Consider the following 13,669-nt stretch of genomic DNA (forward strand, 5'->3'; position numbering starts at 1 on the left):
ATAATTAATTAAATAATTTTTTAATTAATAAAAACCTTCACTTTTAGCATCTTTGCTCATTAGTTCTTTTAGGGTTTCTTGTATATTGGCATTATTAAATAATATATTGTAAATAGCCTCTGTGATTGGCATATATATATTATTTTTTTGAGCGTACTCATATGCTGCTGTTGTAGCGTATACTCCTTCAGCTACTTGACCATGGGAGTTTGCTATAACATCTTGATATTTTTTTCCTTTAGCAAGCTCTCTTCCAAGTCTATTGTTTCTGCTTAATCCGCTAGAGCATGTTACTATTAAATCGCCTATTCCTGAAAGACCATACATAGTATCTATTCTTGCTCCTTTACTTAAAGCAAATCTTACTATTTCATGAAGACCTCTTGTTATAAGTGCAGCTTTAGTATTATCTCCTAAATTAAGTCCATCAACTATTCCGCCTGCTATTGCTATAATGTTTTTTAAAGCTCCTCCAATTTCTACGCCTTTTTGGTCTGTTGAATTATATATTCTAAATTTTGGAGGAACTGTTAAAGTATCTCTCACATATTCTGAAACACCTTTCTCTCCGCCTATTACTACTGCAGTAGGTACTCCCTTGGCAACTTCTTCAGCATGAGAAGGACCAGAGAGTGTAAGAATATTTACTTCTCCAGATATTATACTTCTAGCAACTTCGCTCATTGTTTTGCCGGTATTTCTATCTAGGCCTTTTGTTGCTGATATTATTATTTGCTCATTGCTTATATATGGTTCTATGTTTTCACAAGTATTATAGAATGCAAAAGAGGGGGTTACAATAATTACTATTTTAGCATCATTGATAACCTCATCAAGCTCCATACTAAATTCTATTTTCTCATTTAATTGTATATTTTGTAAATAATTGTCGTTTCTATGGAATTTTTTAAGATTGTTATAGCTATCTTCACTATGCACCCATACTTTAATATGATGTTTTTCAGAAAAAATATTAGCTAAAGCAAGTCCCCAACCGCCGGCACCTATAATTGCAACATTTTCCATTGAGTATTAACCTTTATTTAAATTTGCGGAAATATTATATAATTTTTATTGTGCAGTACATACTACATCATTGATTTTTAAATATGGTGATATATTTCTAGAAAAGCTTACTTTAACTTGAGTTTCACTTAATATTTCTACTACACCTGTTACAGTACCGCTTTGAAATGCATAAGAGTTAGCATTTTCATTAGCTGTTGGAGATATATGTTCTATATTACCATTAAACTTAACTTCTTCACCTTTATTTTGTGGTGCTGTAGTACCGTTATCCCCAAATTGTAAATTTATAGTTGAAGTAGTAGAACCATCTGTATCTAAAGTTACCCAAAGATATGTTGTAGCTAATACAGGGCTTGAACTTTTTAATCCTTTTCCAACTATACCAGCAGTTTTTTCTGATTGTTCAATAGGACCTGTATTTGCTTTACAAGATATAAAAAATATTATTGATAAAAAAATAGTTACAAAACTTATTATTCTCTTCATGATAATAACATCTCCAATTATATATCATAAGTATAATAAATTTATTTAATTTAGTCAATAATGATTTTTGTTTAATTCATTTTTTCACATACAGCTTCCATTATTTTTGCGTATGGAGTTACATTTTGAGTAAAATATACTTTTATTCTAGTTGCATCTAATACTTCTAAACTTCCTGTAAGAGTTCCTGTTTGAAATGCATATGTATTAGTATTGTTTTTATCAGTTGATAGCATTGTATTAGTAATTCCTGTTGCAGCATCATAAATAATTTCACCTGTTTCTGTTGGAGCAGTATCAGCACCAAATTTTAAAGATATTTGATCAGTGGTTGTTATTACCCAAAGATAAGTTTTTCCAAGTATTGGAAAGCTACTCTTATAATTATTAGCAGTTGTTAAATATTCATTTTCTGGGGCTGTAGTATTTGCTTTACATGATATTAAAAATATTATAAATATAGTTATTAAGATAATAGTTTTTTTCATAAAAAACTCCAAACTTATATATATTAATATTATCGACATATATATTTTAATTTTTAATAGAAGTAAATATTTTATTGAATTTTATTACATGTTATATTTTGAATATTTAGATATGGTTGGTAAAGTGTAGCAAAAGTTATAGTTATTACATTTTGGTTAACTATAGTGAATTTTCCAACTACTTTTTCATTATTAAAAGCATAATGCGGAAATTCTCCGTCAATATCAGAAGTTTCTATATCGAATCTTTGATTATTAATTGAAGGCAAAGATGTACTTCCTATCCAAATATAAATACCTATACCATTATCATTTGTTAAGAAAACATTTAGATTTTCATTTGCATTATTACCTACATTTTTTTTGCTAACATATTGTCCATAATATTCTGATTGTTCAGCTAGATCATTTTGAGCATTATATTCAGTTTGAAATAGAGGGCTTTGGCAACTTATTAAAAAAATAACTAGTAGTGAAATAGAAAAAATAAATATTATTTTAATAAACCTCAAAGCCTCCATTATTTAATTCCTTTTAATTAAGGATTATTAGCAGTACAAATTACATCTCTTACACTAAGATATGGAGGAGTATTTCTTACAAAACTAATTTTTATTTGGTCGCCTGATAATACACTGAAATTGCCAGACATTACACCATTTTGAAAACTATAATTACTGCTTCCTGTTTCCTGATATATCTTATCTATAGTTTCTTCTCCACCTATAGGAGCTGTTGTATTATTAGCAAGCACTATAGCTATAGAAATAGAAGTTGCTGTTGTTGTAACACTTAATTTATAATCTTGACCTAAAATAGGGTCTATACTTATATATGGATTAGCACTGGTACCTTGAATATTTGTTGCTGTTGTATCAAATTTTTTACAGCTTATAAACATTATAGATAAAAGTAAAACGGTAAATAAAAGTAGAAATATTTTTTTAGTCATAAGTAAAACTCCATTAAACTTATATTATATATTATAATAATATTTATAAATTAAGTCAAATTATTACTTACTTTATCGGATAAATAATTATAAAAATAAGTATATATTCGATTATATTATATTAAAATGTTTTAAAGCGTTATATATTCCATTGTTATCAACATCATCAGTAATATAATCAGCAATTTCTTTTACTTCTTTATTAGCATTGCCCATAGCAACACCAATATGAGCATGCTTTATCATACTAATATCATTTCCGCCATCACCAAAAGCAATAGTCTCTTCTAATTTAATTCCATAATGTTCTATGATTTTATCTATACCAATATGCTTTCCTCCTCCTTTAGTATTAACATCAGCAAACGCTTTATGCCATCTGCTTGCTTCACAATTTTTAAATATTTTATTCATTAATTCTTTTTCTTTATTTTCATCTACAAATAAATTAATCTGTAATATATTATCAATATTTTCTTCTAAAAAATCATAATAATTATCAATAGCTGGTATTGGTAAATTAATAGATTTAGATACATTAGTTACATCATCAGTTATGTAATTAATATATATTCCGCTATTCATCATAATAGAACATGGAAATAATTCTTTGTTTTTTAAATAATCCATTAAAGAATATATTTCTTCTTTTGCTATAGTGTGTTTATATATAGATTTATCTCCTATGTAGCAATCAAAACCATTAGCTGTAATATAACCATCAAAAACTAAATCATCTATGTTGTTTATATGTTTTTTTATTCTTCCTGTAGCTATAAAAACTTTTATTCCTTTTTCTTTTAATAGCCTTATAGCTTCTTTTGAAGAATCAGAAACCTTATGTGTCTTGAAACTTACTAAAGTTCCGTCTATATCAAAAAATACAGCTTTTATCATAATAAAAATCCTTATTTATATATTGTTAATCTATTAAGTTAAAATGTTTTAATGCCTTATAAACTCCGTCATTATCCACATCATCAGTAATATAATCAGCAATTTCTTTTACTTCTTTATTGGCATTTCCCATAGCAACACCAATATGAGCATGCTTTATCATATTAATGTCATTCCCTCCATCACCAAAGGCAATGGTCTCTTCTAATTTAATTCCATAATATTCTATAATTTTATCTATGCCTACTTCTTTACCTCCATATTTAGAGTTAACATCTGCAAAAGATTTATTCCATCTGCTAGATTGAGAATTCTTCAAAACATTATCAATTAAATACTTTTCTTTATTTTCATCTACAAAAATATTTAACTGCAAAATATCTCCATAATTGTTACTAATATAATCTCTAAAATCTACAACTTTAGGTACTTTTATTTTAGATAAAGCATAAATCATATTAATAACACTGTTTGTATAATTAATAAATATATCATTTTTAGTAATAATTCTGCAGTGAAATCTATTATTTTTAATATAATCAATTAAAGCAAATAAATCATTTTTATCTAAAGAAACTCTATATATCTCTTTAAGTTTATCATTTTCATTAACAAAACAATTACATCCGTTTACAGTTATATATCCATCAAATTTTAAATCATGTAAATCGTTTATTTGAAATAAAGCTCTTCCTGTAGCTATAAAAACTTTTATTTCTTTTTCTTTTAATAACCTTATAGCTTCTTTAGAGGAATCAGAAATTTTATGCGTATTAAAACTTACTAATGTTCCATCTATATCAAAAAATGCTGCTTTTATCATAATATATTAACTTATTAATCCATAATGCTTCAAAGCTTTATATACTCCGTCATTATCCACATCATCAGTAATATAATCAGCAATTTCTTTTACTTCTTTATTAGCATTCCCCATAGCAACACCAATATGAGCATGTTTTATCATACTAATATCATTTTCTCCATCACCAAAAGCAATAGTCTCTTCTAATTTTATTCCATAATGCTCTATGATTTTATCTATACCAATATGCTTTCCTATATTTTTTATATTAACATCGAAAAAAAATTGGATGCCATCTGCTTGAACTAGAGTTTATTAATACATTATTCATTATTTCTTTTTCTGTATTTCTATCTGAAAATATATTAATCTGAAATATATCATTTATATTATTATCTATATATTCTATAAAATTATCTATAACATTTGCTTTAACATTTACCATATTATAAAACATTTCTATAGTTTCATGAGTGTTTGTATAAATATCCTTACTTGTCATAATAGAGCAGGGCAGACTATGGTTTTCTAAATAATTGCATAAACTTTTTAAATCATTTTTGTTTAATGTAATTTTATATATTTCTTTTTTTTCTATATAACATTCTGAACCATTAAAAGTAATGTATCCATCAAACTCTATATTATCCAAATTATCTATTTGATATAAAGCTCTTCCTGTTGCTACAAATACTTTTATATTTTTTTGTTTGAGAGTGAGTATTGCTTTTTTTGATAATTCAGATATTTTATGTGTTTTAAAACTCACCAAAGTTCCATCTACATCAAAAAATGCTGCTTTTATCATATAATTAATAACCTATTTTATAAAAATTTAACTGCTATATTATATATCAAATCATATAAAAAAGCGAGTGAAAAGTTTTTGCTTTCAACTCGCTTAATAATATTCAAAGTATCTTAAAATATATACTTTTATTTTATAGATTTAAAATTCAATGTGTAAGTTATTTCAAATTCTTCACCATTTGGATCATTACCTTTTAGATATTTGTATTTTATTGTAAAGTCTTTGCTCTCTCCTAATTTAATAGTAAAGTTATTATCGAAAGAGATTTTAGTATTTTCTGTTTCTTCATAACTGTCAATGATAAAACTTGCTCTATCAGGATTATATTTTAATTTTACTTTAGGAGTACTAGAAGTAGCAACAATACCGCTTCCGTTTTCTTCTAAATTATCAGTATCTATATAATTTAATAAGCTATTATATTTATAAATACTAGATGCCAATATTATATAAGTATCATTTTCTTTTATGTTTTTAACAGTATATGATTTTGTACCTGTAAATGTTTTTTGAGCATCTAAATTTATCTGCAAATCTTCTTTGCTTACTATTAGAGTATTGGCACCAACACCTCCAGAATAATAATCTTCTAAATATTCTACTTGAGAATTAGCATCGCTTGAAATTTTAGCTCCTATGCCGTAAGTAAAATATCCATGATTTTGTATTGTATATGTAAATGGAGGGAATATAGTTCCCCATTTTCCTTTTCCATCAGAACTTTTTACGCTAATATTTTTCAAGCTTTTAGCAGATACAGTTATCTCATCTAAAGTAGTAGACTCTAAATCTTTTTTTGGTAAGTAAGGAGAATAACCTTGTCCTTTTGCATCATGCTTAGCCATATTAGTAAACTCAAGATGTATTTTAGGCTCATATGTAGTAGGGGAAGCAACAAACTCGTTTATATAATGCTCAAATAACACAACGCTTCCATCATCTTTTACATAACCAATAGGGTCATATTCAAAGAAAGGACGTTTTTCAGCATACTTTTCTATAGCCTCAAAACCCATAGGTACTTTTTCCCCGCCAAATACCGTATCAACTTTTGTAATAGCACCATAAGCAAATATAAACTTAGAATAAGTATCAACTGCTATTAAATATTGCTTAAGCGTTACAATGGCAGCTTTACCGTTTATAGAATAAAAATTAAATCTATCAATTCTTCCTGGTAAATATCCGCTGCTACTGTAAAGAGGATTTTCACTCTCATATTTATATACAGTTAAATCTGTTATATCTGCTTTCATTAAACTGCTGTCAGCATAATTTTCGCCGTCTATTCCTTTGTAATATTGTGCTGGTTTATTATTCCAATCAGAACCATTCGCTTCCCAAATTCTGCCGTTATTATCATACAAAGAAAGTATATATAGGAAGTTTATCCTTTTGGAAGCTAGCTTTAAACAACCAAGTTTTAAATTTGCTTGCATCATATCCGCCGTAATTTGGTCTATTCCAATCTCCATTTAAAAATGGGTCTTCGTTAGGGTCTACAGCTTCAGGAGGAGTTTCTGGGGTTGTATCTATATTTTCTCCTTTTGATGAATCAACTTTTTTATTATAATAATATCTTGAGTCAAAAGGTCTTGCACAAGCTATAAGCATGAGCATAATTGCTACTAATAATATATGTAATTTTTTCATTTTATAACCTCTCATTGCATCAATAAAAAACACTATCCCTATTTAAATATAATAAAAAATAGTAAAAATCAAGAGCTTTTTATCATTTTTTACTATTAAAGCTAAAAGAATTTTTCATTCTTTCTCTTAATTATTTACATATACATCTCTTAAAATAAAAATATTAAACTGATATTTTATATTCTAATAATATGTAAATACATTCATGATAACTAAAGAATAAAATCCTTATTATCTTCTTTAATAAAAAACTCTCTTTATTAATTTGTTGTATAATTTCTAATAAAATAAAAAGCGAGTAATAAAAATTTTACCCGCTTTTATATTTTTATTTTAATTATTTATTTTCTCTATATGCATCATACAATAATCCAGCATCTGACTTAGGGTCTTCCCAGAAATCTATAGAATGTAGTGTCATACTAGAGCGTATCATAGTGTCTTTTTCTGCACCATTTATAATAGCACTTCCATCTTTTCTTAATACAACTCTAGAATATTTTCCTAATGTTCCGCTCAAATTAGTACATTCATATTTAGCTGCCCAAGTATTAGGAGCATCAGAGTCAAAACGTGCTAATTTGAAATAATATTTTTTAGTTACTTGATTTCCAGATAAATCACCCCAACTATCATCTGCTATACCATCTAATATTAGAGTAAACTCTGTACCATCTTCATTAAACTCATATCTAGTTCCATTTACTGTTTCTCCCATACTATGAGTAAATGTTCCTCCAGGAGGAATTGAAGTATTTCCTCTCTTGTCAAATACAGCATTTTTTACTCTGTCTACAAATATAGGTCCATAATCTTGGAAATTCTCATCTAATACTGTACCGCTTACAGATATAGTATTATTTCCGCTATCATTTTTCACTATAGTTATAGATATACTCTCTGAGCTATCAACAGTATTTGTATAAGTAGCCTTATATTCTGTATTAACTAAGCTCATATTGTAAGTTCTTGTTTTCTTCTCACCGCTATTATAATCCTCTTCGGTAATTGTTAATGTACTTGCATTATTTTCTAATTTGTATGTATATAATATTAAGCTCTTACCAGCATATCCGGCATTTTTCCATTCTTCTAAATTAATTTGGTCTTTGTCTCCAGTAGGTGATTTTTGATAACCTATATAATCTCTCCATTTAAAAGTTTTGCCTACGAATTCTTTTATTGATGATTCAAATTGTTCTTTTTGTTCAGGAGTAGCTTCAGTATTATTATTTAAAGGTACATATGGAGATTTACCAGGTTTGAATTTATTATGTTCAGCATAATTATCATATCCATGTTGTTTTGGAACATAGCTTGTAGGTACTTTAACAAATTCTTCCTCATAATGCTGATACAAAACTACGCTTCCGGATTTATCAACATATCCTATAGGGTCGTACTCATAAAAATGTTTTTTGTCAGCATGATATTCTATAGCTTCAAACTCAATAGGTACATCATCACCTGCTACATTTTTTGTTCCTGTAATAGCTCCAAAAGCAAATACAAATTTAGAATAAGTATCAACAGCTATTAAATATTGTTTTAAAGGAGAAACAGAAGCTTCACCATCTATAGAATAAAAACGGAATCTATCCATTCTTCCAGGTAAATAACCTACGCTATCATAAAGAGGATTTTCTTTATTGTATTTATATATCTTAAGAGAAGTAATACTTACATCTCCTACTACAGTGCCATAAACTTTATTTTCTCCGTCATTTGCTTTATAAAAGTCAGCTGATTTATTTCTCCAATCTAATGCGCCAGATGACCAAGCTCTGCTGCTGTCGTCAAAAAATACGTAGATTGGAAGCTTATCTCCTCTAAAACTAACTTTAAATAACCATTTGTCAAATTGACTTGCATCATATCCGCCATAATCTGGTTTATTGTAGTCGTTATCTACTTTGAATGGGTCTTCATCTTCTGGAATTTCTTCTGGAGGAGTTGGTGGAGGATTATTAGATGAATCTCCTCCGCTTAAAGACTCACTTCTCTTATTATAATAATACATAGGGTTGAAGCCTCTTGCACAAGAGCTTATAAATAAAACACTTAGCATTAATAATAAAAATAATATAAAATTTCTTTTCATAAAAATAACTCCGAAAAAATAGTATTAACTAACTATTGATTATCCTTTGAATGCTAAACCTAAAGTTAAACCAAAGTCTAATGAATTAATATAATATGATGGTAATTTAGTATCTGTTGTAAAATTAGGTCTTACTGTATTCATTAATTTTAATAAAGAATCCGGCATTGTTATGTATTGAGGACTGTATACATTAAATCTTGTATATACTCCTAAAATAACTTCAACTCTATCATTAACCGGCTGATTGTATTCTAAAGAAAATTTTATGCTAAGCATTAGAGGATTCATGTTTTTTATCATAAAATCTGTAACTATTATTTCACCAACTTCAGGAGTTAAAATTGATGCATCATCAGCATAAGCCAAATATGATGGTGATAAATCTGCTATTAATTTTCCTCCAACCTGAAGACCTAAAGCTAATTTGCTATTCAAAAAATAAGCCTTAGTTCCTACTCCAAAACTAACTACAGGAGCATAGTTCACGTTAATATACATATTAACAGTTACGCCACCTATTGTATTTCCAGCAACCTGTCCGGCAAATCCGTTACCAACACCAATAGAACCATATAAACTCATACCGCTGAATTTTGCAGGGTCTAATCCGCCAAACCATTTTTGTGATCCAAATAAATATCCAAGCTCTGCCTCTCCGTCCATAGTATATCCTACAGAACCTTTCATGTATGCAGCACCTATCTTGTCTAAGTCTGATGCACTAATAGATGGCAATGTTGCAGTGCCGTTAAAATTAGCCCTTAATCCCCATACAAATCCTTCGTCGAAAGAATAAAGGTTTAATGCTATCACAAAAAATATTATAATAAAATTTAGTTTCTTTCTCATAATATAAACTCCATTTGTTGGCTTGTCTCTAATAAAAAGCATATAGTATATTTTATATAAGTAAATATACATAATGCATTTTTTGTCGAAAAAATATTTTATTATATAAGTTTTTTAACAAAAAATAAAACATTTTATACATATTTTGCTACATTATTTTATTTTTGTATATTATTTTTTGTACACTTTTTAATAAATGTCTATTAAAGATTATCGTAATTTATTTGAATCTGCTTTTGTAAAATTATTAAATATATATCATAAAAATATTTTTTATTTAATATAAAACATAATATAATAATATTGATTAATTGTAAAAAACAATATATTATAAAAATAATGCTATGTTTAGGAGTTTTTTATATATGGGCGATAATTCTATAAAATATAGTTCACCTGGCAATTTAATTTCATTTGAGATTAACAAAAATTATAGTATATCAAATTTCAATGTAGATGAAAGTCTTTTAGATAAAAACCAAAAAGAGCTTTTGGAAGAGATGATTGTATCTAGCATGAATGATGCTATTTCAAAAGTAAAAGATTTAAATGTTTCTGATGATAATAAAAATGATAATTATAAAAATCCTTTCAATGCTTTTAATATGAAGGATATGGATAAAGCATTTGCTGATATAACAAAGATGACTACAATAAAATATGATGAAAATGGAAAACCAATTATAAATATATCTTTAGATGCTATAAATCCAGATATTATATCTAGAGTAAATGATATGATTAACAACAATAATAATGATGATAAGGATAAAAATTGAGCGGTATTGATTCTTTAGATAAGCTTACACAGATGATATCTAGACTTCCTGGAATAGGGGGAAGGAGTGCTATGCGTATTGCTTTGTATTTGTTTGACAGTGATGATGAATATTTAAGCGAGTTATCTAATTCTATTTTGTCGCTGCATAAAAATATAAAGCTTTGCAGAGAATGTTATTCTTTGAGTGAGAATGACATTTGCAATATATGTGCAAGTGATAAAAGAGACAGAACAAAGCTATGCATAGTTGAATCTTATACAGATATGATTGCCATAGAAAAAACAGAAGAATACAATGGTATTTATCATGTTTTAGGAGGATTAATAGAGCCTCTTAAAGGAATAGGTATTTCAGATATAAGAATAAAAGAATTAATAGATAGAGTTAAAGATAATAGCTCAATAGAAGAAATTATTATAGCATTTGGTGCTTCATTAGAGGCAGATACTACAGCATCGTATATAAATAAAACTTTGAGAAACAATAATTTCGATAAAAAAATAAGCCGCATTACGTATGGTATATCATTAGCAAGCGATATTGAAAATGCTGATTCACGTTCATTAGCAAGAAGCATTGCAGACAGAGTAGTTATGCAGTAGGGTAGTGTATACTGAAACAAATATATTCTCTCAAGCTCTGCACATTATAGAGAAGTTATCAACTTTTTTGTCGCTCTCGCGGTGCGGACTTCGTCAAAAAGTTTTTGTCCTTCGTACACGCTTTGCGAAAATGCACATAATATAGCTAATTATTTATGAATATGTATTAAATAATAGGATAAAACATAAATTTTAGTTTAAAAATGCAGTTTTTTTGGTTCTTTTATACCAATACCGAAGGCACTTCCTATGGTCGTAAAAGAACTGGGGCTACTACCCTACGGGCACGCTTCGCAGGGGGCAAAGCCCAACAAATATTTAAAATTAAAAAATATAAATTTTTACAAACTTAAAAATTTTAGTGAACTAATCAAAGCACTATTCTGTCATTGCCTTGCCTTTTTACCAACTTTTCTCTCTCTAAAGCATTTAGTATTGGTATAGTGTATTTTCTAGATAACCCTGTTCTCTCTTTAACTAATGCTATAGTGATAACATCATTTTTCTTGGTGTTCTTCATTATTAGGCTTTTTACTCTGTTATAAACTTCTGTATGATAATATAAGCCTTCATCAAGATATGTTGCATATTTTAATGCTGTTAGTGTTTTTATATCTTTTATTCCGTTATTGATAGTTTTTATAATTTTTTCATCTAATCCATTTAAGTCTTCTTTTTTTAATTTGTCAATAAGCATTTTTTGTGAATTGGTAAGCTGTACTGTATCTACATATTTTTTATATATATTATTGTCTAATGACATGATAATTTTATTTTCTAGTAAATAATCAATAAAAGGCTTTGTAAATGAAGTTTCTATATTAAGATAATTTTTTATATCTTCAAAAGAGAATCCGTCTTTTTTTACTTCTATTAGTTTTTTTATTCTTTCAGTTGATTCTTTTAAATAATCTTTTTTTACAAAATAGTTAGCAAGTTTTACAGCATATTCAGGCATATTTCCGCTAGCTAAACTATATCCATTAACACTCATTACTAAGTCAGTATATTTTTTTCTCTCAATTTTGCCCAAGAAATCTGAAGCTCTATCCATAATATTTTTTCTAATAAATGGATTAGTTTTCTCTCCCCAAAATACATCGCCCGTACCAATTATAGCACTTCCTCCATGGCTAATAAGTATTCCTCTCTCTTTCCAAAATACCGCTATAGGCTCATCAAATTTTAATCTTATAAATCTTCTGTCTATTTCTTTGCTGTCATCTTTATTGTTGTTATCTTGTTTTTTGTATAAAGGTATAATCTGAGCTACTAAACATTCTGTACCAATTGCAAACTCTGCATTTTTTATCTTTTTCAAATAATCAACATCGCTATTTCCAAGTAATTCTAATATTATTTCATCTGTTAGAAAAACATTCTCCTCTTTAGAGCATAATAAATGCCCTCTTCTTATCTCTTCTTTTTTTATGTTTTTTAAATTCAAAGCAACCCTCGAAGTAGAATGCACAATCTCTCTGTCTTGATGGTATGACTGAATATTTCTTATAGATACTTCTCTTTTAGTAGGGTAGTGTATAAGAGTGTCATCTCTTTTTATATCTCCTCCTTTAATACTTCCTGTAATTGTAAGTCCAGCTCCCTTTATAGAAAATACCCTGTCTACATAAATATGAGTTTTTATCTCTTCTTTTGTTTTATCATTTAATAATATATCTGTAACTCTTTCTTTTAATAAATCTATATTAGTGCCATTTAAAGCAGATACTTTTATTGTTTCTATATCTCTTTGAAATATTCTGTATAAGTTTTTTTTAATACTCTCTTCAGATTCTTTTAATTTATTATCATCAACAAGGTCTATTTTATTTATTACACATACAATGTTTTTTATACCCAATGCCAAAGCTACTTTAGCATGCTCTTCTGTCATATTCATCCAGCCTTCATTGGCACATACAACAAGCATCACCAAATCCAAACTCCACATTCCCGCAACCATATTTCTAATAAATCTTTCATGCCCAGGAACATCTATTACCCCAATAGTAATGTCATCATTAGGCTTAAAAAATCCAAAACCCAAATCAATAGTCATCTCTCTTTTCTTCTCTTCAGGTAAACGCATCATAGCAATACCTGTTAAAGCTTTTATTAATTCTGATTTACCATGATCAACATGCCCAGCAGTTCCTATAATTTTGTTCATTGACATTTCCTTAAATTAAAAATTACTAGCCCTAATTAAAT

The 13,669-nt window shown here is 27.7% G+C and carries 14 protein-coding genes and 1 pseudogene; 2 read left to right on the top strand and 13 right to left on the bottom strand.

Features of this window, described 5'->3' with window-relative positions; translation table 11 throughout:
• Nucleotides 1–24: 24 nt before the first annotated feature.
• The 12 genes and pseudogenes from BPP43_RS01285 to BPP43_RS01335 all read right to left on the bottom strand — a co-directional run bounded on the left by BPP43_RS01285 (nucleotide 25) and on the right by BPP43_RS01335 (nucleotide 10,074).
• Nucleotides 25–1,026, bottom strand: a complete 1,002-nt coding sequence (locus BPP43_RS01285; protein ID WP_015273925.1) for an NAD(P)H-dependent glycerol-3-phosphate dehydrogenase — start codon at nucleotides 1,024–1,026, stop codon at nucleotides 25–27.
• 45 nt (nucleotides 1,027–1,071) lie between these two features.
• Nucleotides 1,072–1,515 (bottom strand): hypothetical protein, encoded by a 444-nt coding sequence (locus BPP43_RS01290; protein WP_015273926.1) that lies wholly within the window; start codon nucleotides 1,513–1,515, stop codon nucleotides 1,072–1,074.
• A 71-nt stretch (nucleotides 1,516–1,586) separates the two neighbouring features.
• The gene (locus BPP43_RS01295) at nucleotides 1,587–2,003 is read right to left on the bottom strand and encodes a hypothetical protein (RefSeq protein WP_015273927.1); all 417 of its coding nucleotides are present in this window, start codon (nucleotides 2,001–2,003) and stop codon (nucleotides 1,587–1,589) included.
• Nucleotides 2,004–2,074: 71 nt separating this feature from the next.
• Complete coding sequence (locus BPP43_RS01300) at nucleotides 2,075–2,524, bottom strand: hypothetical protein (protein ID WP_015273928.1); 450 nt, start codon at nucleotides 2,522–2,524, stop codon at nucleotides 2,075–2,077.
• A gap of 17 nt (nucleotides 2,525–2,541) precedes the next feature.
• Nucleotides 2,542–2,955 (bottom strand): hypothetical protein, encoded by a 414-nt coding sequence (locus BPP43_RS01305; protein WP_015273929.1) that lies wholly within the window; start codon nucleotides 2,953–2,955, stop codon nucleotides 2,542–2,544.
• Nucleotides 2,956–3,066: 111 nt separating this feature from the next.
• Complete coding sequence (locus tag BPP43_RS01310; RefSeq protein WP_015273930.1) at nucleotides 3,067–3,852, bottom strand: Cof-type HAD-IIB family hydrolase; 786 nt, start codon at nucleotides 3,850–3,852, stop codon at nucleotides 3,067–3,069.
• A gap of 25 nt (nucleotides 3,853–3,877) precedes the next feature.
• Nucleotides 3,878–4,675 (bottom strand): Cof-type HAD-IIB family hydrolase, encoded by a 798-nt coding sequence (locus BPP43_RS01315; protein ID WP_013243291.1) that lies wholly within the window; start codon nucleotides 4,673–4,675, stop codon nucleotides 3,878–3,880.
• Nucleotides 4,676–4,681: 6 nt separating this feature from the next.
• Nucleotides 4,682–5,465 (bottom strand): annotated as a pseudogene (locus tag BPP43_RS01320) (Cof-type HAD-IIB family hydrolase).
• Between the two features lie 128 nt (nucleotides 5,466–5,593).
• Nucleotides 5,594–6,910, bottom strand: a complete 1,317-nt coding sequence (locus BPP43_RS01325) for a hypothetical protein (RefSeq protein WP_252832352.1) — start codon at nucleotides 6,908–6,910, stop codon at nucleotides 5,594–5,596.
• The gene (locus BPP43_RS11820) at nucleotides 6,828–7,121 is read right to left on the bottom strand and encodes a hypothetical protein (RefSeq protein ID WP_252832353.1); all 294 of its coding nucleotides are present in this window, start codon (nucleotides 7,119–7,121) and stop codon (nucleotides 6,828–6,830) included. Before BPP43_RS11820 ends, BPP43_RS01325 begins: the two co-directional genes overlap by 83 nt.
• A gap of 337 nt (nucleotides 7,122–7,458) precedes the next feature.
• Nucleotides 7,459–9,222 (bottom strand): hypothetical protein, encoded by a 1,764-nt coding sequence (locus tag BPP43_RS01330; RefSeq protein WP_015273931.1) that lies wholly within the window; start codon nucleotides 9,220–9,222, stop codon nucleotides 7,459–7,461.
• 39 nt (nucleotides 9,223–9,261) lie between these two features.
• On the bottom strand, nucleotides 9,262–10,074 hold the full coding sequence (locus tag BPP43_RS01335) for a hypothetical protein (protein ID WP_015273932.1): 813 nt from the start codon (nucleotides 10,072–10,074) through the stop codon (nucleotides 9,262–9,264).
• Between the two features lie 365 nt (nucleotides 10,075–10,439).
• Between BPP43_RS01335 and BPP43_RS01340 the strand changes: the two genes are divergently transcribed.
• Together BPP43_RS01340 and recR are read left to right on the top strand one after the other, a co-directional pair.
• Entirely contained in the window at nucleotides 10,440–10,853 is a 414-nt protein-coding gene (locus tag BPP43_RS01340; protein WP_015273933.1) for a YbaB/EbfC family nucleoid-associated protein, read from the top strand.
• Nucleotides 10,850–11,458, top strand: a complete 609-nt coding sequence (recR, locus tag BPP43_RS01345) for a recombination mediator RecR (protein WP_015273934.1) — start codon at nucleotides 10,850–10,852, stop codon at nucleotides 11,456–11,458. The genes BPP43_RS01340 and recR overlap by 4 nt, the downstream gene beginning before the upstream one ends.
• Nucleotides 11,459–11,828: 370 nt before the next feature.
• Here the strand turns inward: recR and selB are convergent, their stop codons facing one another.
• Entirely contained in the window at nucleotides 11,829–13,628 is a 1,800-nt protein-coding gene (gene selB / locus BPP43_RS01350; protein WP_013243284.1) for a selenocysteine-specific translation elongation factor, read from the bottom strand.
• Nucleotides 13,629–13,669: the final 41 nt, after the last annotated feature.

It is taken from the genome of Brachyspira pilosicoli P43/6/78 (assembly GCF_000325665.1).
GTDB classification, from domain to species: Bacteria; Spirochaetota; Brachyspiria; order Brachyspirales; family Brachyspiraceae; genus Brachyspira; species Brachyspira pilosicoli.

Excerpts from the sequence above, each read along its gene's own strand:
- BPP43_RS01285 (WP_015273925.1), bottom strand. The coding sequence starts at position 1,026 with ATGGAAAATGTTGCAATTATAGGTGCCGGCGGTTGGGGACTTGCTTTA.
- BPP43_RS01290 (WP_015273926.1), bottom strand. The coding sequence starts at position 1,515 with ATGAAGAGAATAATAAGTTTTGTAACTATTTTTTTATCAATAATATTT.
- BPP43_RS01295 (WP_015273927.1), bottom strand. The coding sequence starts at position 2,003 with ATGAAAAAAACTATTATCTTAATAACTATATTTATAATATTTTTAATA.
- BPP43_RS01300 (WP_015273928.1), bottom strand. The coding sequence starts at position 2,524 with ATGGAGGCTTTGAGGTTTATTAAAATAATATTTATTTTTTCTATTTCA.
- BPP43_RS01305 (WP_015273929.1), bottom strand. The coding sequence starts at position 2,955 with ATGACTAAAAAAATATTTCTACTTTTATTTACCGTTTTACTTTTATCT.
- BPP43_RS01310 (WP_015273930.1), bottom strand. The coding sequence starts at position 3,852 with ATGATAAAAGCTGTATTTTTTGATATAGACGGAACTTTAGTAAGTTTC.
- BPP43_RS01315 (WP_013243291.1), bottom strand. The coding sequence starts at position 4,675 with ATGATAAAAGCAGCATTTTTTGATATAGATGGAACATTAGTAAGTTTT.
- BPP43_RS01325 (WP_252832352.1), bottom strand. The coding sequence starts at position 6,910 with ATGATGCAAGCAAATTTAAAACTTGGTTGTTTAAAGCTAGCTTCCAAA.
- BPP43_RS11820 (WP_252832353.1), bottom strand. The coding sequence starts at position 7,121 with ATGAAAAAATTACATATATTATTAGTAGCAATTATGCTCATGCTTATA.
- BPP43_RS01330 (WP_015273931.1), bottom strand. The coding sequence starts at position 9,222 with ATGAAAAGAAATTTTATATTATTTTTATTATTAATGCTAAGTGTTTTA.
- BPP43_RS01335 (WP_015273932.1), bottom strand. The coding sequence starts at position 10,074 with ATGAGAAAGAAACTAAATTTTATTATAATATTTTTTGTGATAGCATTA.
- BPP43_RS01340 (WP_015273933.1), top strand. The coding sequence starts at position 10,440 with ATGGGCGATAATTCTATAAAATATAGTTCACCTGGCAATTTAATTTCA.
- selB (WP_013243284.1), bottom strand. The coding sequence starts at position 13,628 with ATGAACAAAATTATAGGAACTGCTGGGCATGTTGATCATGGTAAATCA.